This is a genomic window from Paenibacillus cisolokensis, from assembly GCF_050481165.1.
Lineage (GTDB): Bacteria > Bacillota > Bacilli > Paenibacillales > Paenibacillaceae > Paenibacillus_AH > Paenibacillus_AH cisolokensis.
In genome coordinates this window covers 1-23608 of the sequence record NZ_JBCNFP010000005.1, presented here as the reverse complement: position 1 = coordinate 23608, position 23608 = coordinate 1, and the positions used below count along the sequence as shown (strand labels likewise).

23 protein-coding genes and 1 tRNA gene are annotated in these 23608 nt (G+C 56.3%); 13 read left to right on the top strand and 11 right to left on the bottom strand.

Annotation, left to right across the window (positions count from 1 at the left end):
* Positions 1-164: 164 nt before the first annotated feature.
* Positions 165-932, bottom strand: coding sequence for a DUF1836 domain-containing protein (locus tag ABEV74_RS01045; protein WP_430142840.1), 768 nt, complete (start codon positions 930-932; stop codon positions 165-167).
* Between the two features lie 236 nt (positions 933-1168).
* Between ABEV74_RS01045 and ABEV74_RS01040 the strand changes: the two genes are divergently transcribed.
* Positions 1169-2488 carry a hemolysin family protein gene (locus ABEV74_RS01040; RefSeq protein ID WP_062496164.1) on the top strand — a complete coding sequence of 440 codons (1320 nt, stop codon included), beginning with the start codon at positions 1169-1171 and terminating at the stop codon, positions 2486-2488.
* A gap of 386 nt (positions 2489-2874) precedes the next feature.
* Here the strand turns inward: ABEV74_RS01040 and ABEV74_RS01035 are convergent, their stop codons facing one another.
* Positions 2875-3228 carry a hypothetical protein gene (locus tag ABEV74_RS01035; protein ID WP_430142837.1) on the bottom strand — a complete coding sequence of 118 codons (354 nt, stop codon included), beginning with the start codon at positions 3226-3228 and terminating at the stop codon, positions 2875-2877.
* Between the two features lie 157 nt (positions 3229-3385).
* Here ABEV74_RS01035 and ABEV74_RS01030 point away from each other — a divergent pair, with 157 nt between their 5' ends.
* The 7 genes from ABEV74_RS01030 to ABEV74_RS01000 all read left to right on the top strand — a co-directional run bounded on the left by ABEV74_RS01030 (position 3386) and on the right by ABEV74_RS01000 (position 9768).
* Entirely contained in the window at positions 3386-5800 is a 2415-nt protein-coding gene (locus ABEV74_RS01030; protein ID WP_430142835.1) for an MFS transporter, read from the top strand.
* Positions 5801-5810: 10 nt separating this feature from the next.
* Entirely contained in the window at positions 5811-6413 is a 603-nt protein-coding gene (locus ABEV74_RS01025) for a TVP38/TMEM64 family protein (protein ID WP_430142833.1), read from the top strand.
* A gap of 20 nt (positions 6414-6433) precedes the next feature.
* On the top strand, positions 6434-6757 hold the full coding sequence (locus ABEV74_RS01020; protein WP_430142831.1) for a hypothetical protein: 324 nt from the start codon (positions 6434-6436) through the stop codon (positions 6755-6757).
* 534 nt (positions 6758-7291) lie between these two features.
* Positions 7292-8398, top strand: a complete 1107-nt coding sequence (locus tag ABEV74_RS01015) for a serine hydrolase domain-containing protein (protein WP_430142829.1) — start codon at positions 7292-7294, stop codon at positions 8396-8398.
* A gap of 105 nt (positions 8399-8503) precedes the next feature.
* Positions 8504-9214 (top strand): GNAT family N-acetyltransferase, encoded by a 711-nt coding sequence (locus tag ABEV74_RS01010; RefSeq protein WP_430142827.1) that lies wholly within the window; start codon positions 8504-8506, stop codon positions 9212-9214.
* A gap of 59 nt (positions 9215-9273) precedes the next feature.
* A complete protein-coding gene (locus tag ABEV74_RS01005) occupies positions 9274-9417 on the top strand; it encodes a hypothetical protein (RefSeq protein ID WP_213526796.1) in 144 nt (47 codons plus the stop codon).
* 63 nt (positions 9418-9480) lie between these two features.
* Positions 9481-9768 (top strand): hypothetical protein, encoded by a 288-nt coding sequence (locus ABEV74_RS01000; RefSeq protein WP_062496193.1) that lies wholly within the window; start codon positions 9481-9483, stop codon positions 9766-9768.
* Positions 9769-9860: 92 nt separating this feature from the next.
* On the opposite strand, the gene ABEV74_RS00995 is transcribed toward ABEV74_RS01000, so the two are convergent.
* The 3 genes from ABEV74_RS00995 to ABEV74_RS00985 all read right to left on the bottom strand — a co-directional run bounded on the left by ABEV74_RS00995 (position 9861) and on the right by ABEV74_RS00985 (position 12802).
* Positions 9861-10907, bottom strand: a complete 1047-nt coding sequence (locus tag ABEV74_RS00995; protein WP_430142825.1) for an FUSC family protein — start codon at positions 10905-10907, stop codon at positions 9861-9863.
* Between the two features lie 183 nt (positions 10908-11090).
* The gene (locus ABEV74_RS00990; protein WP_430142823.1) at positions 11091-11819 is read right to left on the bottom strand and encodes an ATP-binding protein; all 729 of its coding nucleotides are present in this window, start codon (positions 11817-11819) and stop codon (positions 11091-11093) included.
* Positions 11816-12802, bottom strand: coding sequence for a PAS domain S-box protein (locus ABEV74_RS00985; protein ID WP_430142821.1), 987 nt, complete (start codon positions 12800-12802; stop codon positions 11816-11818). The genes ABEV74_RS00990 and ABEV74_RS00985 overlap by 4 nt, the downstream gene beginning before the upstream one ends.
* A gap of 275 nt (positions 12803-13077) precedes the next feature.
* Between ABEV74_RS00985 and mscL the strand changes: the two genes are divergently transcribed.
* Positions 13078-13587 carry a large conductance mechanosensitive channel protein MscL gene (mscL, locus tag ABEV74_RS00980; RefSeq protein WP_430142819.1) on the top strand — a complete coding sequence of 170 codons (510 nt, stop codon included), beginning with the start codon at positions 13078-13080 and terminating at the stop codon, positions 13585-13587.
* Between the two features lie 656 nt (positions 13588-14243).
* Here the strand turns inward: mscL and ABEV74_RS00975 are convergent.
* A tRNA-Thr gene (locus ABEV74_RS00975) sits at positions 14244-14319 on the bottom strand.
* Between the two features lie 333 nt (positions 14320-14652).
* On the opposite strand from ABEV74_RS00975, the gene ABEV74_RS00970 reads away from it, so the two are divergent.
* The 3 genes from ABEV74_RS00970 (at position 14653) to ABEV74_RS00960 (ending at position 18458) form a co-directional block, all read left to right on the top strand.
* Positions 14653-16086 (top strand): MBOAT family O-acyltransferase, encoded by a 1434-nt coding sequence (locus ABEV74_RS00970; protein ID WP_062496200.1) that lies wholly within the window; start codon positions 14653-14655, stop codon positions 16084-16086.
* Between the two features lie 18 nt (positions 16087-16104).
* Positions 16105-17595 carry a copper amine oxidase N-terminal domain-containing protein gene (locus ABEV74_RS00965; RefSeq protein WP_062496202.1) on the top strand — a complete coding sequence of 497 codons (1491 nt, stop codon included), beginning with the start codon at positions 16105-16107 and terminating at the stop codon, positions 17593-17595.
* 242 nt (positions 17596-17837) lie between these two features.
* Complete coding sequence (locus tag ABEV74_RS00960; protein ID WP_430142816.1) at positions 17838-18458, top strand: TraX family protein; 621 nt, start codon at positions 17838-17840, stop codon at positions 18456-18458.
* Here ABEV74_RS00960 and ABEV74_RS00955 read toward each other — a convergent pair.
* The 4 genes from ABEV74_RS00955 to ABEV74_RS00940 all read right to left on the bottom strand — a co-directional run bounded on the left by ABEV74_RS00955 (position 18450) and on the right by ABEV74_RS00940 (position 22224).
* Positions 18450-19436, bottom strand: coding sequence for a LacI family DNA-binding transcriptional regulator (locus tag ABEV74_RS00955; RefSeq protein ID WP_430142814.1), 987 nt, complete (start codon positions 19434-19436; stop codon positions 18450-18452). The genes ABEV74_RS00960 and ABEV74_RS00955 overlap by 9 nt on opposite strands.
* An 18-nt stretch (positions 19437-19454) precedes the next feature.
* On the bottom strand, positions 19455-19745 hold the full coding sequence (locus tag ABEV74_RS00950; RefSeq protein WP_062496208.1) for a DUF6171 family protein: 291 nt from the start codon (positions 19743-19745) through the stop codon (positions 19455-19457).
* 12 nt (positions 19746-19757) lie between these two features.
* A complete protein-coding gene (locus tag ABEV74_RS00945; protein WP_430142812.1) occupies positions 19758-21251 on the bottom strand; it encodes an alpha-N-arabinofuranosidase in 1494 nt (497 codons plus the stop codon).
* 127 nt (positions 21252-21378) lie between these two features.
* A complete protein-coding gene (locus ABEV74_RS00940) occupies positions 21379-22224 on the bottom strand; it encodes a serine/threonine protein kinase (RefSeq protein WP_430142810.1) in 846 nt (281 codons plus the stop codon).
* A 334-nt stretch (positions 22225-22558) separates the two neighbouring features.
* Here ABEV74_RS00940 and ABEV74_RS00935 point away from each other — a divergent pair, with 334 nt between their 5' ends.
* The gene (locus tag ABEV74_RS00935) at positions 22559-22777 is read left to right on the top strand and encodes a hypothetical protein (protein WP_062496214.1); all 219 of its coding nucleotides are present in this window, start codon (positions 22559-22561) and stop codon (positions 22775-22777) included.
* A gap of 11 nt (positions 22778-22788) precedes the next feature.
* Here ABEV74_RS00935 and ABEV74_RS00930 read toward each other — a convergent pair whose 3' ends face one another.
* Entirely contained in the window at positions 22789-23496 is a 708-nt protein-coding gene (locus tag ABEV74_RS00930; RefSeq protein WP_430142808.1) for a response regulator transcription factor, read from the bottom strand.
* Between the last annotated feature and the right edge of the window lie 112 nt (positions 23497-23608).

Below are 23608 nucleotides of genomic sequence, written 5' to 3'. Positions count from 1 at the left end.
ACCGGAGAGACGATTTGACGGATGGCGCAGACGGATAGACAGGCAAAAAAAAGAGCGGCAGGTTATGGCATGAATAACCTGCCGCTCTTTTTTGTAAACAGCTGGCCGCCTGCAATTCTCATCCGTCGATACGCGCCGCTGTCCGCCGGGAACGGTGCCGGTGCCTACGGCGTCAGAAACAATGTCGCATTCAAATATTGCTTCGCCGTGGCGTGCAGATAGCATGTCAGAACCGAAATGGCCGCCACGAGCAAGCTGTTGCGGACGACTTCCCGCTCGGTTCCGGACAGCCGGTTCATCCGATCGATCAGACGATCGGCCAGACGGACCATGTCGGCGGCAGGCTTCGTCCGGGCGCTTTCCCTGCCTGCCGACAGCGTAATAAATCCGCTCGTCTTCGCCTTGATCGCGATCCATTCTTCGAACAGCGATGAATACGCCTCGTACAGCTCCAGCGGGCCGAGCAGATCGTCCTGCTCATCTTCGGGCTTGCGGAACAGGGCGGCGAACAGCTTGCGGATCGAGTCGAAATCGAGATTCGATTTCAAATCGTCAATGATGAACAATAGCGCCGCCTGATTCAGGGAATATTTTTTGCCGGCTTTCGGCGAACCGAAGTATTCCTTGAAATCCCGCTTGACCCAATTTTGCATCGAGCTCGGAGACAGATGGGCGTATTCGATTTGCCCGCCGAGCGCCGCTATTTCCTGCAACGAGAAACCGCGTACGCGGCCTCCTTTGATCAGTTTTTCAAATATCGGCGGCAGTGCCGTCGACAGAAAAGCCGGAAGCGGATTGCCGTTTCGCAGATCGCGCCGGTGCTTCTTGTTCCATGCTTCCTGCAGCACTTGCAAAGGCGTCTGGCCGCTGTAGCCGTCGAGAGCAAGAAGCAGACATGCCATTTCGTGACGGGTTAGCGTAAAGGATTCCACAGATCGCCCTCCTTTTTATTTCAAGTTCATACGAACCTATCATACGCCCGTCAAAGCAGCTTTGTAAAGGCCAGCAAATCAATGAGAACGGCGTGTTGAATCCGATTTTCCGATCAAATTCCGCCGTAATCTCCCGCCATGGGCACGCACAGCATTTGTAAATCTTTTCTCGGGTTCGTACAATTAGTTCATATGAACTTAATAAAATTCATGGAAAAGGATAGTGAACCGGGAATATGGGTATAGGATTCAATCTGTTCTTGTTTGCCGTACTGATCGTCTTGACCGCCTTTTTCGTCGCGACGGAGTTCGCGATCGTGAAAGTGCGGCCGAGCCGCGTCGATCAGCTCGTTCTGGAAGGAAGGAAGGGCGCGCTGGCGGTTCGGCAAGTCACCGGCAACCTGGACGGATATTTATCCGCATGTCAGCTCGGCATCAGCATTACCGCACTTGGTATCGGCTGGCTTGGCGAGCCTACCGTAGGGGCGCTGCTTCTTCCCGTATTCGATCAATTCGGCCTGAATCCCGATCTCAGCCACATTGTCTCGATGATCATCGCCTTTATCCTGGTTACATTCATTCACGTCGTTGTCGGCGAACTGGCTCCGAAAACATGGGCCATTCAGAAAGCCGAATTTCTTGCCCTGATGACGGCGAAGCCGATCATGATCTTCTATAATGTGCTGTACCCGTTCATCTGGCTGCTGAACGGCTCCGCCAACGCCATTACCCGGCTGTTCGGGCTGCATCCGGTGAAGGAGCACGAAGACGCCCCGTCGGAGGAAGAAATTCAGATCATATTGTCGGAAAGCTTGCAGAGCGGCAAAATCAACACGACCGAATACGGTTATGTGAGCCGGATCTTCGCTTTCGACGAGATGCTCGCCAAAGAAATTATGGTTCCGAGAACCGACATGGTCTGTTTATATACCAACAATACGTTGGAAGAAAATATGGCCATCATCCGCAGGGAACAATACACCCGTTTCCCGGTCGCGATGAACAGCAAGGACAATATTGTCGGTACGATCAATACGAAGCAGCTGTTTTTGGAGTATGACGGCGACCCGCAGTTCGATTTTAAAAAGCTGATCCATCCGGCGCTGACCGTGTCCGAGTTTACACCGGTCAAGTCGCTGCTGAAACGGATGCAGCAAGAGCGCGTACACATGGCCGTTCTGGTGGATGAATACGGCGGTACGTCGGGCATTATAACGATCGAGGACATTCTCGAAGAAATTGTCGGCGAAATCCGCGACGAATTCGATGCGGACGAGCGCCGGGAAATCGAGAAGCTGGACGAAAACTGCTATTTGCTGGACGGCAAAGTATTGCTGACAGAGCTTAGCGATCTGACCGGTCTGAAACTGGACGACGAGGAAGTGGATACGGTCGGCGGCTGGTTGTACAGCAAAATGCCCGAGCCGAAAAAAGGCAAGGAATATGTTGAAGGCCATGTGACGTTCATTATTCGGGAGACGTCGAAAAACCGCATTCGCAAAGTCGAAATGATTATCGGCGAAGGCGAGGCCGTACAGGAAATTCCCGCGGGTTAACGATATAAGAAGGGGCTGTCCCAAAAGGTCTTGAATGACCAGGGATCGTCCCTTCTTTATTTATATCTTTGTTAAATGGAAGAGGAGCGGTTTCTCTGTACGTTCGATCTACCATGTTGATTGCAATGAGCTTGGAGGCTGACACTCCTCCGGGCTATCTTGTTCGTATCGTCAACGAGGCGGTTAACTTTCCGGACGACAAGATTTTATCGGCATGCCAGCGGCGCCTCGATGCGGGCAGTAGTTGTCCGGCGGCCGGACAAGCCAGGCAATCCCCCAAAATGCCTCACCAGCGTCATCGTCTACGCCTACGCCGCTCCTTTTTACGGGTATAAGACGGTCCGAGTTTATCCAGTGAACAGATGTCAACGGTGAAAGCCAAGCGGTTATACCAGCGAACCTGGGGCCGCCGGTAACAGCTGTAGATTGAGGATACTGCAAAAGTGCAGAATTTTTGCCCCTGACGGATGCTTTTGACTCAAATTGCTGCGATAGTACAGGATTTTTTGACCGTTTTCGTATTGCAAGCCGATTTGGAGGTTGAAAAACTGCATTATCGCAGTAATTTGAGCGTTCGGGCTATCAGCAGCGAGGAAAAGCTGCACTTTTGCAGGATTGGTTGATTTAAAATGACTGAAAACGAATGAAAACGACAGCGAACAGGCGCCGGGGCTGTGATCCGGTTGCAATCGGGCGGCTCCATATCCCCTCGCATATTCCATGCTGACAAGATGAGCCATGAACCTTTGATGTTTCCGCATCATACATAAGCCGTATTTCCACATCATAAGCCGAATCGAATAGAATAAGCCTTCCATGCACATGATGAAAAAACATCGCAGCGTTCATACCGGCTTGACAATTGTTCGCTATACTGGCGGCAGGAGGTGCCTATTCATGATCTATGCCGGATCCGTCCACCGTCCCAGACTCCTGATTCTGTACGCTGCCTACGGCGACGGCCACCTGCAGGCGGCCAGGGCGATTCTCGATGCGCTGGAAGGCTGCGGCGGCGAAGGGGTGCTCGTCGATTTGCTGGAGGAGTCCCATCCGATTCTGTATCAAATGACCAAGCGTTTCTATATGCACAGCTACAAATATATGCCCCATGTTTACGGATGGGTGTACAATCGCACAAGGCCGATGAAGCACAATTCGCTGTTTGGCGGCTGGCTTCACTCATTCGGCCGGGATACGATACGCCGCATCGTCGCGCTCGAGCGTCCGGATGCCGTCATTCATACCTTTCCCACTTTCGCGCTGCCATCGCTGCAGCATACCGGACGTCCGGTCCTGACCGGAGCTGTCGTGACGGATTTCGATCTGCACTGCCGCTGGGTTCATCCCCGAATCGACCGTTATTATGTGGCGACCCCGGATATGCGCAAGGAATTGATATCGCTCGGCATTTCCGAATCCCGGGTCGTCGTCAGCGGCATTCCGCTCAAACGCGGTTTCCGCAACGTTGTCCCCGATCCGCGAATCAGGGCCCGTCACGGCCTCGATCCGGTACGGCCGCTCGTCCTCATTATGGCGGGCGCATACGGCATGCTGGAGGGCGTGCCGCAAATACTGGAAGGCCTGCTGGCGCATCCGGATACGGCGGTGGCGCTCGTCAGCGGCCGCAACGAGGCGCTTGCGGATTCCGTTCGAATGCGTTTTGCCGGAGCATGCGCGGAAGGAAGGCTGCGCGTGTTCGGCTATGTGGACCATGTTCACGAGCTGATGTCCGTCTCCTCCTGCGTCGTGACGAAGCCCGGCGGCATTACGCTGGCCGAAGCGCTCGCAGCCGGCATACCGATCTGCACCTTACGCCCCGTCCCCGGACAGGAACGCAATAACGCCTTGTATCTGGAGAGCAAAGGCGCCGCGTTCGTCGCCAGGAACAAAGATCAGTTGATTGCCGAAATATTGAAACTCGTTCACGATCCCGTTCGTTTAAAGAATAGGAAAAAAGCTGTTGCGGAGCTGCAGACCAAAAATGCGGCGGAAACGATCGTGTTGGATATTTTGTCGCGCTTGCCTATAATAAAAGGAGCGCGCTTCGGCCTAGCGTCTGTCGACGCTTCGCGCCGGCATGACGCACTCGATCTTCGGGAAGGAGGCCGTCGACGCATGTTGCCCAGCCGGAAAGCCCGGTTGTTCGACTCGGAGATGTATCTCATCTTCGTCATTTTGTTCCTCGTTGAGTTTATCCGGGGCGCCGCGCTGATCAGTTTTTTGCCTATTTACGGCGAGAAGATGCTGGGCCTGCCGCTCGGCATTATCGGGATCGGGATAACCGCCCATTATCTGACCGATACGCTGCTGAAAATCGCAATCGGCTACCTGCTTGACAAGTTCTCCATCCGCTTCATCGTTCACGCCAGCTTGCTTCTGTCCGTTGCGGGCGTTATCCTTTTTCCGTTCGCGGCGCAGCCATGGCTGTTTATTACCGCTTCGGCGCTCTTCGGAATCGGCATCTCGCCGATCTGGATCGTCTGTCTGACGAAAGTAGACGAAAGCAGGAGAGCGACCCAGATGGGCTTCTTGTATACGATCTGGTTCGTCGGCCTCGGGGCAGGTCCGATCGTTTGCAATTTCGCCATTCATCGCGGCATGGAGCATGCGTACGAACTGTTATTTGTCTGCACCGCGCTGGCCTGGTTTCTCTCGCTCTTTACAAGCAATCGCCGCATGGCCGACATCGTCACCCTGCCGCTTAGCGAACAGATGCGCGTGCTGAAGGACAAGCTGTCCCGGATGAAGCTGCTGCTGCCCGGCATGGTGCTGCAGACGACCGGCGCTGCGATGCTCGTGCCGATATTGCCGAGGTTTGCCGAGATTCGTCTCGGACTGACGCCGCCGCAATATTCGCTGCTCTTGACGGCCGGAGGGCTATGCACGGTTGCGGCACTGGTGCCTATGGGCAGATTGTCCGACAAGGTCGGCAACAAGAAATGGTTTCTCGTCGGCGGCTTCAGCTTTTTTGCCGTGGCGCTGTACGGACTTGCCTGGGGACCGAATCTGTGGCAGGCGCTGCTTGTCGCCGCCCTGCTCGGCGTTTCGTACGCCGCTGTGCTGCCCGCTTGGAACGCGCTGCTCGCTTCCTATGTTCCGCCGCAGCAGCGAGGACTCGGCTGGGGCATTTTTTCCACCGTGGAAGGGATCGGCGTCATGATCGGTCCCGTAGCGGGAGGCTATTTGGCGTCCTGGCAAGGCGAAGCGTTCGTCGTCTGGATCAGCGCCGTATTGTTCGCCCTGATCGGGCTGTTCTATTTATGGTTTCCGTTCCGCGTTTTCGCCGAGAATGGCGCCTTTAAAGACAGGTGAATGAAAATCAATGAGCAAGCTCAAGCAATGGATTGACCAAGCGAAAGAATTGAGCATCGAAGATTTGCAGCGAACGCTGGAAAGCTACTCCGATTTCGGTCCGCTTCCCGGCTTGCTGCTCACGTATATAGAATCGTTTTTCCCGTTCCTTCCGCTCCTTCTGATCGTCGCTGCCAATGCCAACATTTACGGGCTGTGGCTCGGCTTTTTGCTGTCGTGGATCGGGGTGTCGGCAGGGGCGGCGAGCGTTTTTTGGGTTGCACGGTTATTGGGAGGAAAGATCGGTACGAGATTGCAGCGCCGCTATCCGAAGATGAAAGGATTTTTCAACTGGATCGAGACGAAAGGCTTTACGCCGCTGTTCCTCTTGTCCTGTTTTCCTTTCTCGCCCTCATCGCTGATTAATATAGTGTCCGGTCTCAGTACGATACCGTTTCCGACGTTCCTGATCGCGGTTGCACTCGGCAAAGCCGTCATGATTTTCAGCGTCTCGCTGCTCAGCTTCGATATCGGCAACCTGCTGCAGGAACCGTGGCGAATCGCCTTGACGGCCGCTGTCATTGTGGCGATGTGGTACGGCGGCAAAAGGCTGGAAGCCCGCTATCATCACTGATGGCCGCTGGAGGAGGATAGATGATGCCGCTTGCGCTATCGTTCGACGTGGCCGCCACGGCAGTCGTGCTGCTGCTCGCAGCAGGGCTGTTCGGCGGCATGTTCCTGTTTGTCCGGGCCGTATCGGACGATTCGGATAAACATCAGGATCTGAAAGAGTTGGTCGAAACGCTGTTCGGAACTCCCGCCCATCTGCGGCCGGACAAAGACACGCAGGCCACAGCGGGCGAACCGGCTGCTGCGCGGAAACCGCCGGCGCCGTTCGAGGACGAATGTCCCGCATGCGGCGAACGTGTCACACATGAACATCCGGAATGCCCGGGATGCGGGCTGCGCCTGCTGTAACAATGGAAGGCCGCCCGTCCTCCTCCCACCTCGCAATTTTATGCAGATCATCCTTCTATCTTCCAGCCATAACCAGATCTTTTTCCCCGTCCGTTCTTTCCCGATTCATATCCCCGTCCCGCACTTGCCGCATTCTTCTTCCCACACTCCTGACAGCCCGTCTTGTCCCTTCCGCTCACCCCGGACAAATTACCCGCTTCAGTCACGACCGAATCTGCGACTATTTCCTTATACTCCTTGTTACAACTGAATCGTTAGCCCTTATAGTCTGTTTTTTTATTTTAGATATTTTATTTCAAAATTTATTTTTATATTGAAATATTATTTCTGAGGCGCTATAATAGCTCCGTGGTAAAAACTTTCAATTTTAGACCTCGATGGATAACCTGCCAAAATCAAATTCCATAAGGGGGGATCCAAACCGTTGTTTCAGAAAAATCAGGGACAGCGCTGTCAGGGCGTCATGACATCCGCCGCGGACAACACCTCATTTGACGCCGCCGAATCGGATCTATTCGGAGAGGAGGGGGGACGATGAGCCGCGCCGAGCTGCTGGATGCCGAGGCTGCGGAGACGATGGGATTCGCCCCGGAACGTCTTCGCTTCGCATGGGAAGCGGTGCGCGAGGCCGTGGAAGCCGGAGAAACGCCCGGCGCGGTCGCGATCGTCTCCCGCCGCGGCATGCGGCTTCGATACGCGTACGGCTGCTCTGTCGACGACGGCAGCCAGCAGGCCCCTATCTCCTTCGATACGATCTACGACTGCGCATCGCTAACCAAGATCGCCGTCACATTGCCGCTCCTTCTGCTGCTGATCGACCGGGGACGGCTGCTTCTTTCCGATCCGCTCTTTCGCTACATTCCCGGTTTCGACGATCCTGTCAAGCGTCAGATTAACGTCCTTCAACTGCTCACCCACACCTCCGGCCTTGCACCCTTTTTCGATATGTCCGGTCTGGATCGCAACGGCATCATCGATTTCATCAGCCAATCGGAACTGCGCTCCGCGCCCGGCACCAAAATCGAATACAGCGATTGCGGATTTATTCTGCTCGGAGCTCTGATCGAGAAGCTGATGGACATGACGCTAGACGAAGCGGCCGAACGCGAGCTGTTCCGCCCGCTCGGGATGGCGGACGCCGGTTTTCTTCCGCATCCCGGCAAATATGCGCGCATCGCCCCGACGGAATACGACGCGGATATAGGTGCTTGTCTGCGCGGCATCGTACACGACCCGAATGCCCGGGCGATGGGCGGAATCAGCGGACATGCCGGCCTGTTCGCCGCCGCGGACGATCTGATCCGGTATGCCGAGCTATGGCTTCGGGATGCGCCCGGCGGGCAGCGCCTGCTGTCGCAAGCGGCGATGCGTGCGGCCATTTCATGCCGGACGGCATCCGTACCGGGCGGCAGGCGGGGGCTCGGCTGGGCGCTCAAGGGAGATCCGCTCGATCCTTCAGGCGACTGGCTCTCCGCCGACACGTTCGGCCATACCGGATTTACCGGCACAAGCCTCGTTATCGACCCGATTTCCGGGCTTGCGGCGGTTCTGCTGACCAATCGCGTTCATTACGGACGGGACGTCTCCGTTGTGCGGCTGCGGGCGCGGTTCCACAATGCGCTTGCCGCCGCGCTGGCGTAAGGCGGCTCAGGCTGATTCGGAAGATCAATTCCCGATTTCGATGCGCCGGCCTGCCCTTCCGATGGCAGGTCTGGCAGCTTAGGACAAGCTGGAGGTGCAGTACGGATGAAATCCGTATCGTTCAGAACGTATCGCCCCGGCGATGAAGCATTGATCGTCGAGTTGTGGAACCAATGCGCCGTCTGCGATCCCGTTACACCGCTCCGATTTCGCAACCTGGTACTGCTGGACGCCAACTTCGACCCCGCAGGCGTCCGTCTCGCGTTCGACGGCGAGCGGCTTGTCGGCTGCGTCTATGCCGTCAGACGCCTGCTGCCCATGACAGGGAACGATCTCGAGCCGGATAACGGCTGGATTCCGTTCTTCTTCGTCGATTCTGCCTATGAACGGCAAGGAATCGGCAGCGCGCTGCTCAGGGAAGCGGAAGCTTTCCTGCGGGAAGCCGGCCGCAAACAGCTGTTTTTCTCCGCTTACGCTCCCAATTATATCGTTCCCGGCATCGACGCCGCCGCCTACCCGAAAGGCGACGCCTTCCTGAGGCGCAACGGCTTTTCCACGCGTTATACCGCGGTCGCGATGGACCGTTCGCTTGTCGGCTATGTCATGCCGGAAGAAGTTCGCGAGCTCAAGCGGCAGCGCATCGCCGAAGGATACCGTTTCCGGACGGCATCGGATGCGAACCTGGCCGATTTGCTCCGCTTCGCCGGCGAACGGTTCAATCCCGACTGGGCGAGGGCGATCCGTGCCGCGAGGCGATTTGCGGCGGCGTGTGCAATTTCTGTAGCCGCTTGGCGGACGGGCCGCTTCCTCTCATAGAAAACGTGAAGTTGTGGCAAACTGAAACGGTACGGCACAGCCGAAAGGAGGCGAACTTCTTGTCCGGCAAATCCCCTTCCGACCGGCAAAAAGCGGCCAGCAAAGCGCAATCGAGCGCCGACCGCACCGGTCGCGGCAAAGATGCGGCAAGCGAGCAGCAATCGGCAGCCGACCGCGCTGCCGTGCCGAAGCATGGCCTGTAAAGCGAAATGGCAGCAATCAAAGTCCGGGCATCCAGCCGAAAGATGTCGACAAGGAGACCACAAATGAGCGAAAAGAAGCGCCATTACGAGATGGAGCCGATATCCGGCGAGCCCGTCGAAGTCGACGGCGTATACAAAAACGAATGGGGCGGCGAAGAGAAGCTCCAGCGCGGTCAGGTGTTCCCCGCCGATCCGATGCTGGGAACGACCGAATGGGAGCTTGTGGAGCTTGAATTCGATAACCATCACGAGGGGCAAACCGATCCGCGGCTCGTACCGAAAAGCGACGACGCCGAATCGGCAGCCGGCCTTCAGCATCCCCGCGGCCATATCGACCGGGGCGATAAATGAAACGGGAGGCCGCGCCCTCCGAAAAACCCCGACGGTTTTCGGAGGGCTGCCTCCCGATTTTCCCAAAAGCGGACGCGCTTCCGGCTATTCGCTTACGCGAGTTCGGAACGATTCCCGCGGCTGCCTTCGCGCTGCTTAATATGGTCGATGATCCGGTCCAGGCGGCGAAGATGCCAGGCATATTCGAACAACGCGGCAGCGACAAAGACAAGACGCCGTCCTTCGTCCCGTTCCTGCTTGAAGTAATCCGTCAGTTGCTCCGCCAATCGCGATTCCCGTTCTTCCTCCGGCTCGATATGAGCGCCGGATTTCATTTTCCCTTCCGCGTTCAACAAAATATATTCGTGGTATTTGGACAGCTCTTCAATTTGGCGGTCGAATGGAGCGGCCCATTTGTCCGCGCCGGGCGACGAAAAATAGTGCTCTTCCACAGCCTCGAGCAATTCGGCCCCTTTTCGCAGCGCCTTGATCATCTGCTTCGAAAGAATGAGCTGCCGCGCCAGCTCCTGCTTGCGCCCCGGCAGCAGCGCCCGCTCTTCCTCGAACACGGCGTACCGCTCATCCAGCTTGCGCAGCATCTCTTCGAGCTTCTCCTTCTCGTCCCGATATACCTGCTCTTTCATCTCGTTCGAAATAGCCGTTCGCAGCAGCAAGGAAAGCTTGTCGTAAGCCTGATGCACCTGCTGCATAAACTGTTTGCGCGGACGCGGAGGAAAAATCAGAATATTGACGGCGAACGCCGCGCCCATGCCGGTCAACACCATCAAAAAACGCTCCACCGCAAACGACCAGCTTTGGCTGTTCGCTTCCATGACCGCGACGACGGTCACGAGCGTCAATCCGATGACGCTCTCCATCTTGAATCGGATGCTCAATATAATGACGACAATACATACCAGTCCTACGGCGATCGGCGTATGGCCGAACATCAAGCCCGCTGCAAGCGCGATGCCCGCTCCCACGATATTGGCCTGAAACTGCTCGGCAATTTGCTGCCAGGACCGGTACACCGACGGCTGAATCGTAAAAATCGCCGCAACCGCCGCAATAATGGGAGAAGGAAAGCCGATTAGCCCGCTCAAATAAATGGCCAGGGCTACGGCCATGCCGGTCTTGAGTACACGAGCTCCTATCGTCACGGCCGATCTCCTTTCTTCTCCGGACTTCCGGTGCCGATGTCCGCGCGCCATTTTGCCGGCAGATACCGGTCGCCAAGGGTCATTTCTCTACGGTGATACATGCGCTGTTTCCCTCCTTCCGCTATTATAGCGGAAGAAAGAGCGAAAACGAAAATCGGCCGGATGTCCGGCATACGAGAGGCTCTAGCTTTGTCCGATCGACCTGCGGACTTTCTTGTTCGCCGCCATACTCGCCCCCTCCGTGACACCGGATCCGGCGTAAGGCAGACGAATCTCAAATGCCGTTCCTTTCCCGAGCTCGCTGCGCGTTTTCACGCTCCCCTTATGATTTTGGACGATCTTGAACGCGACCATAAGCCCGAGGCCCGTTCCTTTATCCTTTGTCGTATAGAACGGCTGGCCGATTTTCGAAAGCTGCTCCTCCCCAAGCCCCGGACCGTCGTCCGCAATCCGGACGATAACCTCATCCGCCTCGAGCGTGCAGGCAACCCGCAAGGAACCGCCCTCAGGCATCGCTTCGATCCCGTTTTTCATAATATTGGTGAAAACTTGCCTGATCTGGACTTCAACGCAGTTAATCCAGAGCGGACGGTCCTCGAACGAGGTTACAACGGAAATGCCGCTCATAACCGCTTTCGATTTCAATAGCGTCAACGAATCGGCAACCATTGCCCGCACGTCCTGCCGGGTCAATTCGTAAATTTGCGGCTTGGACAGCATAAGCAGCTCGCTGATCACCGACTCGATTCGGCCCAGATCGGCCTTCATAATGTCATAATAGTTTTTGCCCGCACTGCGTCCGGTTGAAATCAATTGCAAAAATCCTTTCAACGACGTAAGCGGGTTGCGGATTTCGTGCGCAATGCCGGCCGCCAGTTGTCCTGCAATATACAGCTTCTCGGAATTGATCACTTTCTTTTCGTTTTTTTTTTGCGCTCGGTGATATCCCGGACGATGACCTGAAGCGCCGGTTTGCCGTTATACGTCGTATTCGTTCCCACGACTTCGGTATGCAGCGGCCGTTTTTTGACCGAATACCACTCCAGCTCAATCGGAATGCCGTTCGTCTCGGACTGCTCCCCCTTCAGCAGTCTGGAAAACTCGCCGTGATGCCGGGGATGAAGATAATCGAATACCGGACGGCCGATCAGGCCGTTCCCCGGTTCCGCTTCGAACAGCTTTAGTCCTGCCCGGTTCACATATTCCCATTGACGTTCGCTGATAATAGCGATCATATCCATTGAGTTTTCCACGAGCAGCCGATAGCGCTCTTCGGACTGCAGAAACTTCCGGTCCGACATCCACGCCGACAGGCTGAATACGAATATCACCAGCGTCGCGATGCCGAACATCGTCCCCTGCACCGCAAAATATTCGTTCAGCTGATCCGGCGTCAATGTTTCAACGCGGACGAACGCCATCGCTTTCAGCACGAAAAGTTGGGTCGTCATATTGGTAACGCCCAGCACCAGCCCGCCGATCCAACGCGCCGTCTCCGGTCTGCGGTCGAAACATCGGATCGCGTATAACGTGCCCGCAAAGTTAACAATGGCAGACAGGGCGACCAGCGGTGCATCGAGCTTATATTCCGCAACGTTTCCGGAATGCAAGCTGAAAAAATGGACAGGAAAACTGGCAGCGCTCAATAGAAGGCTGCTCACGATCATTCCGCCAGAACTCCCCTTGCGCTTCCCCATGACCAGAAACGACAAATATGTCATCGCGACCCCCGCCAACAATACCGGAATTACGGCCCAGCCGACGACCAGCGTATAGTTCGAGGACAAATGGGCGACGAAAGTGATGGCCCACAGGCCAAGACCGAATACACCCGCCCCCGCCAACAGCCAATAGTGTCCCGCAATGCGGCCTCGCTTCTTGAAAGATTCGATCATGCTGAACATCGTGCAGGAGGAGAAGACAATAATTAGGAGGGATAGAAGAAAATAGATGGCTTGATTCAGGCTGAATGGCTGGTTCATAAAACTCCTCGAATATCCAATAATTCACTCCAGTTTTAAATTTCGACAAATTTCCATAAAATCCTTTCACATCTTTGACGGTTAGCCAAATTTCGACGCCATTGACGCTTAGGAGCTATAGACTGTCCGTTCCATATGCAGTTATAATATCGTTGGTAATTATAACCTGAAAAGGAAGGGGGGATTTTATGAAAACATGGGTAAAGGAATTCAGGGAATTTGCGGTCCGGGGCAACGTTCTCGATCTGGCGGTCGGCGTCATCATCGGCGCGGCTTTCGGCAAAATCGTCACCTCGGCGGTAAACGACCTGATTATGCCGCCGATCGGCAAGCTGCTCGGAGGGGTCAATTTTTCGGATCTCTTCATTAACCTCGATCCGGATATGAAGACGGCAACCGGCGAGAAGATTGTTTCGCTTGCGCAAGCGCAGCAAGCCGGCGCCGCCGTTATCGCCTACGGCAATTTCATTAACGCCGTCATCGATTTTCTCATTGTCGCATTTTGCGTCTTTCTTGTCGTCAAAGGCGCGAACGCGCTGCGGCGCCAGAAGGAAGAGCCGGCTCCGGCGGAAGAACCGAAGGAGAAGGAATGCCCGTATTGCCTGTCCGTCATTCCGATCAAAGCGACCCGCTGCGGACATTGCACTTCCGTACTTGGCGATCCGGCCGGCGAAGGCCACGGCGCAAGCCGCGCGTAAGCTCGCGCGCAACCGAATAACCGGCTATATGAAGGGGCTGTCCCAAAAGGTCTTGAATGATCGAGGGACCGCCCCTTCTTTTTTGTCTTATGCAGTCTCGTCCGCCACCGGACATTGAGGCGGAAGAGCGGCCGCCGCGATTATGTGACTGTCGGACCGTTCCAGCGAACCGATGTCACTGGTGGCAGCCGAAGATGGCTATGCCAGCGGGCCGCGATGTCGCCGGCGTTGGCCGATGATGGCTATGCCAGCGGGCCGCGATGTCGCCGGCGTTAGCCGAAGATGGCTATGCCAGCGGGCCGCGATGTCGCCGGCGTTAGCCAATCGACCCTTTCCCGCTGGGCAGCGGCCGCCGGTAACAGCTGATGAGCGGTGAATACTGCAAAAGTGCAGGATTTTTGCCCCAGACAGATGTCTTTGGCGCAAATTACTGCAAAAGTGCAGGATTTTTTGATCATTTCCGCCTTACACGCCGCTTGGAGGTCAAAAATACTGTATTATCGCAGAAATTTGAGCGTTCGGCCTGTTAATAGCGGGAAAAAACTGCACTTTTGCAGTATTGATTTTGAGCCGGGAAAACGTATCGAATATCCCCTCGAACAAAATAAAAAGCGGCCACCCGATATCCGGACAACCGCTTGGTCATAACGAAGTTATGGTGCTGATGAGAGGACTCGAACCTCCGACCTACGCATTACGAGTGCGTTGCTCTACCAGCTGAGCTACATCAGCAAACACAGCGAACACTTTTATAGAATACGATTTTTCATTCTGGATGTCAATAGGTTTTTAAAAAAAATTTTTTCTTGTCCGATTCCGGGCGATCCGTGAACCGACAATTGAATATTTTGTGACAAACCATTCGGCCGTTTTACAATAATACCGGGAAAAGGGAACTATTTTAAGCAGGAAATCGTCCAATAGATGTCGAAAGAAAGCGGAATGTCGGCAGAAAACCTATTTGCCGTTTAAGGTGAAATGATGTTTCGCGGAAATCCAAAGTGCAGAGTGCCGCTTTCCATGCGCTCAGGTTGGACTATTACCCCGGGGAGTGTTTGAAGCTAAATGCTGTTTAATTCGTTTGACTTTATCTTTTTGTTTTTACCAATCACCGTAATCGTGTACTTCGTGCTGAACCGGTTCCGCTTCGTCTTTGCGGCCCAGCTGTGGCTTGCTCTGGCGTCCGTATTTTTCTACGGATACTGGAATCCGAAATACGTTCCGCTTATTATGGCCTCTATCGCCTTCAACTACACGATGGGGCGTCTTCTGATGCGCAATGCGCCGGACCCGGCCGCCGAAGGCGAAAAGCCGCAATTAACCCCGGCGCAGATCAAAAAGCGCAAAGCGCTGCTGACGTTTGCCATCATCGGCAATCTGCTGCTGCTCGGCTATTATAAATACGCGGACTTTTTCCTGTCGAATCTGTCCGCCCTGACCGGCTGGCAGCTCCCGCTGCTCAAGCTGGTGCTTCCGCTCGGGATCAGCTTCTTTACCTTTACGCAGATCGCCTTTCTCGTCGACGCGTATAAAGGCAAAGCCCGGGAATACAACATCGTCAACTATGTGCTGTTCGTTACGTTCTTCCCGCATCTGATCGCCGGTCCGATTCTTCACCACAGCGAGATGATGCCGCAATTCGAGCGCAAGCGCAACAAAATATGGAACTGGCGCAACGCTTCGCTCGGCATTTACGTATTCTGCATCGGTCTGGTCAAAAAAGTCGTGATCGCCGACACATTCGCCGAATTCGCCAACGACGGGTTCGCGCAGGCGACCCATTTTGTCGAATCGTGGGTTGCTTCGCTGTCGTATACGTTCCAGCTGTACTTCGATTTCAGCGGGTATACCGACATGGCGATCGGCGCGGCGCTGCTGTTCAACATCAGGCTGCCGCAAAACTTCAACTCGCCTTACAAGGCGCTCAGCATCCAGGATTTCTGGCGGCGCTGGCATATGACGCTCAGCCGCTTTCTTCGCGATTATATCTACATTCCGCTCGGCGGCAACCGCAAAGGCGAAGCCCGCATGCTGTTCAACAATGCGATGGTTTTCCTGATCGGCGGCATATGGCACGGCGCCGGATGGATGTTCATTATTTGGGGCTTGATGCACGGCATCGGCATCGTCATCAACCGGCTGTGGCAAAAATACGGCTTCAAGCTTCCGAAATGGCTGGCCTGGTTTATTACTTTCCAGTTCGTCAATCTGGCATGGGTGTTTTTCCGGGCGGAAGATTGGGAACAGGCGTCCCGCATTTTGAAAGGAATGTTCGGCATGGGGCCGGACGGTCTGGCGCTGACATCGGCCAGGGAGCTGCTGCCGGCCATCGTGCTGATTATGATTTTCCTGCCGTTCGTCCTGTTTGTGAAAAACTCTTCCGAGCGGGCGGAATCGTTCCGGCCGACCTGGCAAAAAGCTGTCGCGGCGGCGTTCTTCTTCATTCTTTCGCTTATGTTTCTCAACCGCATCAGCGAATTTCTGTACTTTAACTTCTAGGACAGGAGGCGAAACGCTTTGCAATCTTATTCCGCATCCCAATCGATACCGGCACGCAAGCGGCAATCGGCCGGCGTACGGCTGACAGCCAAAGCCGGAAGGCGCATGGCGCTTCTGTTTCTCGCCTTCTCGCTCATATTCGCAGGTGCGGCCGTGCTGATCTCCTTTATCGTCGATCCGCTTCAGCACTACCATAAATCATGGTTTCCGCCGGTATACAGCTCGCAGCAGCGGTATCAAAACCCGGGGCTGGCGAAACACTACGATTACGACATGATTATTATCGGTACATCGATGACCGAGAATTTCGTCCCGAGCATCGTCGGCGAAGCGTTCGGCAGCAAAGTGCTCAAGCTTTCCATGAGCGGTTCTACCGCCGGGGAGCATTATCAGATCGCCAAGGTGGCGCTCGAGACGGGCAAGGTCAAAAAAGTGCTGTGGGGCCTCGATTATATGTCGCTCAAGGAAGGCGTGCGCGACGATCAAGGGGAGTTCCCGTTCTATCTGTACGACGATAATTTCTGGAACGACTACAAGTACTGGTTCAACTACAGCGTATACGAGCAGCTGGCCAAAGGGCTCTGGAAACGGGCGCAGGGACGCGCTCCGCAAGAGCTGGAATATTTGTATAACTGGAACTGGTTTTCGAATTTCAGCAAGGAAGCGGTTTTCAAGCATTACGAGCGGGCGAGCCAGGAGGAAGCCTTCTTCACCTTGAACGAAGAGCCTCTCGACGTCGTGCAAAACAGCTTCAAAACCAACATCCTGTCGCTTGTCCAGCAATATCCGGACGTCGAGTTCTACTTCTACTATCCGCCGTATACGATATTGCGGCAAGTCGTATGGCGGGACACCAACGAAGTCCGGTACGCCAACCAGCTGGAGATGAAGCGCTGGATGTTCGACCAGTTCAAGCCATACCCGAACGCCAAAGTTTACGAGTACCAGACCTTCAAAGATTGGACGTACAATCTCGATCTGTTCAAGGACATGTCCCACCACAATCAGGACGTGAATACCTGGATCGCCGAGACGGTTGCCCAGGACGACCCGCGCTTCCGGGTGACCGAGGACAATGTCGACACGTTCATTCAGGATCTGGAGCGGCAAGTGAAAACGGTGACGGTTACGCCGGAGGGAGAGCTGCGCAATATCGAAATCGCGTTCGGCAGCACGCCCGACGAGCTCCTCTGGTTTTCGCGCAAAGCGATCCGCGGCGACGAGCTGCTCGTGCCGTCGAAGGAGCTGGCCGAGGCGCTGCAGCTGCAGCTCCAGTGGGATCAAGCCACCAAAACGTTGACGTTGGCGAAGGACGGCCGTACGGCGGTCATGGTCGTCGACAGCCAGGAAGCGACCGTTAATAACGAGCCGAAGACGCTGCCGGAGAAGGTCATCCTGGTGGACGGCAAGACGCTTGTGCCGCTGCGCTTCCTGGCCGAAACGTTCGGATGGACGGTCGAGCTGAGCTATCCGGACGATCTGACGTCGCGATATATTCTGAACGAATAACTTATCAACGGATTCGGCGTTAAGGCGCCGGCCGCCCTTCTTGCTCCCGCCGCGGCGCTATGCCGGCAGCCGGAGGAAGATGGCGCTCCCGGCGCCTTTTTTGCTTTCGGGCTGCGCCAGACTGTCCGGATTCCGCTTCCCTTCCCGCGTTATGATATACTGAAACGCAAATGGAAACAGGCTTCGCCATCAATGGCCAAGCCTGCCGAACCTATTGTGAGATTGAACCGGGAGGGCGATCCATGCAGTTCCTCGCCATGCTGACCATGCTCGTCGACCATGTCGGACTGATCTTTTACCCCGATCAGCCCCTCTTCCGCATCATCGGCCGACTGGCGCTGCCGTTCTACGCCTACGCGATCGTTCTTGGCTACAGCCGTACGCGAAACGCCGGACGTTATGCCCTTCGCCTGGCGGTCATCGCCGCCCTGTCCCAATTTCCCTATATGTTGGCGCTTAACGACGGAGGCATCAATACGGTCGGGACGCTGCTCGTTTGTTTGGGTGTACTCATCGCGTTCGACCGCTTCGGACTTCCCTCGGCGTCCGCCATCGCGGCCGTCTCGGCCGCGCTTCTGGAGCTGTTGCCGTTCAGCTACGGCTTCTACGCGCTCGGTCTCGTGCTGCTGTACCGGTACGTCCTTCATTACGCCATCGGGTGGCACTTCGCCCTGAATATCGTCTACGCCTTCTACAAGCTGTGGCTGCTCCAGATGTTCAGCCTGCTCGCTACGTTTCTGATCGTCTACGCGCCGGATTGGCTGAAGCGGCTCGACAGGCTGGCCGTGCCGCGCCTGGTCTGGCGCAGCTTCTACCCCGCCCATCTGCTCGTGCTGGGGGCGGTCCGGCTTATTTTACATTGAATCGCCGGCGACATACCGATAGGGCAGCGTAAGCTGCCTGGGAGCTTGCCCCGTTTCGATCTGTTCAACGAGCAGCTCGACGGCCGAGCGGCCGATTTCTTCCATATCGTAATGAACCGTCGTCAGCCGCGGGGAAACATATTTCAGCATGTCGATATTGTCGAATCCCGTAATGCCGGCATCCTCCGGAACACGAACGCCTCTTGCGCGAAAATGATTGAGCGCTTCCAGCGCATATGCGTCGCACGAGCAAAAAACGGCGGTCCGCGCAGCGCCGCAGAATTCCAGCTTCGCCAGCTCGGAAACGAAATCTTGCGAGGTCACTACGATCGGCTCCTCCGCTCCCCGTCGCGCCAGCGCCTCGCGGAAACCGTCGAACCGTTCCGCCTGCGTATGGATGTTATGGCTCTCGCGGTATGTCAGCGGCGGACAAATATAGACGAACCGCCGATAACCGGCCGTCCATGCGCGGTCGGCGGCTTCGGCCATTGCGGACCGGTCGTCGATGCCGACATAGGAGCGCCGTTCGGACAGACGGTTGCACACCGCTACGAGCGGAAGTCCGAGCCGATCGAGGAACGCTTCGAATCTTTCGCCTTTATTGACCGGGAAGAGTACGATGCCGTCCGCCTTGCGGCTTTTCAAATGAGCGAGACATTGCTTCTCCGGCTCGCTCTCCTTTCCGGTCAGCATCAGCTGCACCAAGTAGCCCTTCTCCCGTGCAGTACGTTCCGCGGCGTTAACCAGCTGGGCGAAGGACCGATTGTTCAGATCGCCGATTACGATCCCGATCGTGCGGGACCGTCCGCTCGCCAAGCTGCGGGCCACCGTATCCGGCTCGTAATTCGCCTGCCTCGCCACCTCGAGGATGCGCCGTTTCGTCTCTTCCTTGATGCCGGGACGGCCGTTGAGCGCCCGGTCGACCGTGCCGATCGAGACGCCGCACCGTCTGGCGATTTCTTTGATGGTAATGCCCATTGCGCTGTTGCTCCTTTGTTATAGCCATCGTGCGCCTCCGGGATGAGGGCATGTCTTGCCGGGCAGCAGGATGCGGATCGCCACATAGCAGCCGCAGTGGCGGCAAGTGCCGTCAGGCAGCCTGTCGCCGCAAGCGAGGCAGGCCGCCATCCGCCGTCCGGCGGCCTCTTCTCCGACCCAGTCCATGCCGGCTTTGATCCTCTCGGCCATGCGCAAAATCCGCTCGCCATCCGCCGCATCCGCCGGCGGACAGCGCTTGCATGGCCGGTCGCCGCTCGCTCCGAAGGCGCCCGCCTTTTCTTCTATCATGCCCGTCAACGTTCAGCTCGTCAAGACGAGCGAGGCCACCGACATCGGCGGCAGCTCGACGCGCAGGACGCCGTTCCGCACCGTACCGATGCCGTCAAACGGTTTCGGCGCGACCGCGTCGGGCCGTTCGAACGTATTGTGCGCCTGCATCGCATCGGCCGTCAGCAGCCGGCCGACCGCTTCGGTCCTAGCGCCTTCGGGGAGACCGCGCAGCGCCAGCTCCACTTCGGCCGCAGAGTCCGGACGGGTATTGCACAGGCTGATATCGATCGTGCCGTCCGTCCGTTTCGACGCGGAGGCGCTGATCTGCGGGATAGCGGCATCGCCGTACCGGTATTCCTCGCTGTCCAGGCGCAGCGGCAGAAGTTCGGCATCCTGGTGGTGCTTGAACATCTCGAACACATGGTACGTCGGCGTTTTCACCAATTGCGCGCCTTCGGTCAGCAGCATCGCCTGCAGCACGTTGACCGTCTGGGCAATATTGGCCATGCGCACCCTTCCGCAATGACGGTGGAAAATATGGAAATTCAATCCGGCCACCAACGCATCCCGCATCGTATTCTGCTGATAGAGGAAGCCCGGATTGGTTCCCGGCTCGACGTCGTACCACGTTCCCCATTCATCGACAATGAGACCGACGCGGCGGGACGGATCGTACTGGTCCATAATCGCCGAATGACGGGTCAACAGTTCGTCCATGAACAGCGTTTTGCGCATGACCTCGAACCAGCCGTCCTCTTCGAACACCGTCGCCGACCCTTTGGCGCTCCATGTCCCCGGCACGGTATAATAATGCAGACTCAATCCGTCCATCAGCCCGCCCGCTTCGCGCATGAGCACCTCGGTCCAGCGGTAATCGGCGGAATTCGGCCCGCAAGCGATCCGGTATATCCGGTTGCCGTCGTAATTGCGGACATAGGTCTGATAACGCCGGTACAGATCGGCATAATATTCCGGGCGCATATGGCCGCCGCAGCCCCAATTCTCGTTGCCGACGCCGAAATATTTGAGCTTCCACGGCTCCTCCCGGCCGTTCCGCCGCCGCCAGTCGGCCATCGGCGATTGGCCGCCGAACGTCATATATTCGATCCACTCGGACATCTCCTGCACGGTGCCGCTGCCGACGTTGCCGCATATGTATGGCTCGCAATCCAGCAGCTCGCACAGCAGCATGAACTCATGCGTGCCGAAATGATTGTTTTCGACGACGCCGCCCCAATGCGTATTGACCATCCGCTTGCGCGACTCCTTCGGCCCGATGCCGTCCTTCCAATGATATTCGTCCGCAAAGCAGCCGCCCGGCCAGCGCAGCACCGGTATCCGCAAAGCCCGCAGCGCCTCCACCGCATCGTTGCGGATACCTTTCGTATTCGGAATCGGCGACTCCTCTCCCACCCACAGCCCTTCGTAGATGCAGCGTCCCAGATGCTCGGCGAAATGCCCGTAAATATGACGGCTAATAATTCCTTCCCGCTGATCCGCCTGAATAACGATTCGATTAGCCATTTCCCGATCTCCTCCCATGCCCGTTATCGGAATCCGTGTACGTACACGTTTTTTCGTGTACGTACACGAAAGCGCTATCTCAACAGTATCATGCCCGCCTTTATTTGGCAAGAAAAAAAAACGGCGCTTATCTTGCCAGCAGCCGTTTCAATTCTTTCTCGCAATCGGTTGCGGTCATATCCTCTTCATCCTGAAGCAGCCGGCGCACAAATTCCCGGACGGGGGGCGACAGCTTTAGCTCCCGCTCCCAGCCCGCATCTTCCGGCCTTTCCGGTTCATACCCGGTATACAGCAGAAACAGCATCAGATGTCCGGCACCATAAAGATCGCCGGAAGGGTACGGCTTGCGCAGCCGATGTTCGACGGCATCCCAACCCGCCGGCGACGCTTCTTGCTCTCCTTCTTCCATAGCGGCCTCGTCCCGCCAGTCGAAATGAAGCTGCTCGCCGATCCGGCAGGCCAGACCGAAGTCGACCAAGTAACAATGTCCGTCGCGCTGGATGACATTCGTCAGACGCACGTCCCGGTGCACATAGCCGATACCGTGCAAATACCGCAGCGGCCGCATGAGCGAAAGCAGCACCTGCAGCGCCTCCCGTTCCGTGAACGTGCGTCCCTTGTCCACTTGCTGCGCCAGGCTGTCGCCCTCGATCCACTCCGTCACGAGCGCTTCCCGGCCGCCGCGCTGGATATAGTCCTGCCAGCCGGGAATTTGGGGATGCCGAAGCTCCTTCAGTATGACGCTTTCCCGGCGCAGCAGCAGACGTCCCTTCTCCCCCGCGCTCGGCCGGTTGAACTTCAGCAGCACGCGCTTGCCGCGCTGAATATCGCAAGCGGCATAAGTCTGGCCGAAGCCCCCCGTTCCGAGCAATTTGCCGATGCGGTACCGTTTATTCCACAGCATGCCTTCCCGCAGCGGATAGTCGAGCCAATCCGTCCTTGCGCCTTTCCACCAATTTCGAAGCTTACGCACGGTAATCCCTCCACGGTTAGCGGTTCTTATGATGATTGCAGCGGCTCCGGGGGCAGAGGGCAAAAGCATCCGGGCGATGAACCAAAACGTATAGCTCATTTAAACGTATAATTCCTTAGGAGAAGCAGGAGCAACGGACATCAAACAGACACAACCATTCAAGCTGAGCATGCGCCTTTTTCACGGCGGCCGCCCGTGACGGATGCCCGCGATTCCCGCGAATACAGTTAAACAATCGTTAATAAACCAAACATCATACTGACCGTACGTTTATCGTTTGCTAAACTTCACCTTTTATAATGGTTTTATAGATTTGGAGGTGTCAAAACGTTTTATGATGAATGTCGTCTCTTTCAAAAACCGGTCCGTTCCGGTCTATTATTCGTCCGATCAGGCTGCCATGTTCGAATTGCTGCCGCACAAGCTGAAAGAACTGGAACTGAATTTCGATTTCCGGAAAAAGTGGAAACGAATCGCATCGGTCGAACTGGTGCGCGACGTTGCCGTGTTCCGATACAACGACGGCACGAAGCTGTATCTTGAAGTCGGATAATGTCCGGTCTGTCACGAGTCGGCCGCCGGCCCGTCCTCCGTATATTTGTATCCGACCCCTCTGACGGTGCGAATCCGGCGGGGCTCTTTCGGATTCGGTTCGATTTTGCGCCTCAGATTGACGATATGTACATCGACGGCCCGTTCCGTCACGAACGAATCGAAGCCGCGAACGGCGTTGATCAGCTCTTCCCGGCTGAACGCTTTGCCCGGATGGGTGATAAACTGCTTCATGATTTCAAACTCGGAGAACGTCGTCTCCACCGGCCGGCCGTCCACGAACAGGAGCCGCCGCTCCTCATCGAGCAGCACTTGCCCGCCTTCGGTGGACGCGGCCGTCTCCGCGCGAACGGCAGGACAGCGGGATCGGCGAATAATCGCCTCGATCCTGGCTGTCAGCTCATGCATGCTGAACGGCTTGCACATGAAATCGTCCGCCCCCGCCTTCAGCGCTTGCACCCGCTCGAACACATCCGTTTTCATCGACACGACCATTATCGGAACCGGCGAACGGCTGCGCAGCTCCCGGCACACCTCGATGCCGTTGCCGTCCGGCAGCACCAGATCGAGCAGCACGATATCGGGCTCGAACGACTCCGCCAGCTTGAGCCCTTCCCGAGCGGCGGCTGCCCGCTTCACCTCGTACCCCTCCTCCGACAAATACATCAACAGCATATCCCCGATCATGACGTCGTCTTCGATAACCAGTACTTTATCCATGCAACGGACACCTCGCCAGGAAAATCAGAATGGCAGGAGAATTCGGAATGAATCGGATGATGCTCTGTCGAAAATGGCCCGTATTTGGTTTTAACCTAAATTTCGAAAGCCC

What these genes read in the sequence shown, in the direction of transcription:
- ABEV74_RS00945 (WP_430142812.1), bottom strand. Translation starts at nt 21,251, where the DNA reads ATGGCTAATCGAATCGTTATTCAGGCGGATCAGCGGGAAGGAATTATT.
- ABEV74_RS01010 (WP_430142827.1), top strand. Translation starts at nt 8,504, where the DNA reads ATGAAATCCGTATCGTTCAGAACGTATCGCCCCGGCGATGAAGCATTG.
- ABEV74_RS01030 (WP_430142835.1), top strand. Translation starts at nt 3,386, where the DNA reads ATGATCTATGCCGGATCCGTCCACCGTCCCAGACTCCTGATTCTGTAC.
- ABEV74_RS01025 (WP_430142833.1), top strand. Translation starts at nt 5,811, where the DNA reads ATGAGCAAGCTCAAGCAATGGATTGACCAAGCGAAAGAATTGAGCATC.
- ABEV74_RS00960 (WP_430142816.1), top strand. Translation starts at nt 17,838, where the DNA reads ATGCAGTTCCTCGCCATGCTGACCATGCTCGTCGACCATGTCGGACTG.
- ABEV74_RS00985 (WP_430142821.1), bottom strand. Translation starts at nt 12,802, where the DNA reads ATGATCGAATCTTTCAAGAAGCGAGGCCGCATTGCGGGACACTATTGG.
- mscL (WP_430142819.1), top strand. Translation starts at nt 13,078, where the DNA reads ATGAAAACATGGGTAAAGGAATTCAGGGAATTTGCGGTCCGGGGCAAC.
- ABEV74_RS01000 (WP_062496193.1), top strand. Translation starts at nt 9,481, where the DNA reads ATGAGCGAAAAGAAGCGCCATTACGAGATGGAGCCGATATCCGGCGAG.
- ABEV74_RS00970 (WP_062496200.1), top strand. Translation starts at nt 14,653, where the DNA reads ATGCTGTTTAATTCGTTTGACTTTATCTTTTTGTTTTTACCAATCACC.
- ABEV74_RS01040 (WP_062496164.1), top strand. Translation starts at nt 1,169, where the DNA reads ATGGGTATAGGATTCAATCTGTTCTTGTTTGCCGTACTGATCGTCTTG.
- ABEV74_RS01015 (WP_430142829.1), top strand. Translation starts at nt 7,292, where the DNA reads ATGAGCCGCGCCGAGCTGCTGGATGCCGAGGCTGCGGAGACGATGGGA.
- ABEV74_RS00955 (WP_430142814.1), bottom strand. Translation starts at nt 19,436, where the DNA reads ATGGGCATTACCATCAAAGAAATCGCCAGACGGTGCGGCGTCTCGATC.
- ABEV74_RS01035 (WP_430142837.1), bottom strand. Translation starts at nt 3,228, where the DNA reads ATGGCTCATCTTGTCAGCATGGAATATGCGAGGGGATATGGAGCCGCC.
- ABEV74_RS00935 (WP_062496214.1), top strand. Translation starts at nt 22,559, where the DNA reads ATGATGAATGTCGTCTCTTTCAAAAACCGGTCCGTTCCGGTCTATTAT.
- ABEV74_RS00930 (WP_430142808.1), bottom strand. Translation starts at nt 23,496, where the DNA reads ATGGATAAAGTACTGGTTATCGAAGACGACGTCATGATCGGGGATATG.
- ABEV74_RS00950 (WP_062496208.1), bottom strand. Translation starts at nt 19,745, where the DNA reads ATGATAGAAGAAAAGGCGGGCGCCTTCGGAGCGAGCGGCGACCGGCCA.
- ABEV74_RS01020 (WP_430142831.1), top strand. Translation starts at nt 6,434, where the DNA reads ATGATGCCGCTTGCGCTATCGTTCGACGTGGCCGCCACGGCAGTCGTG.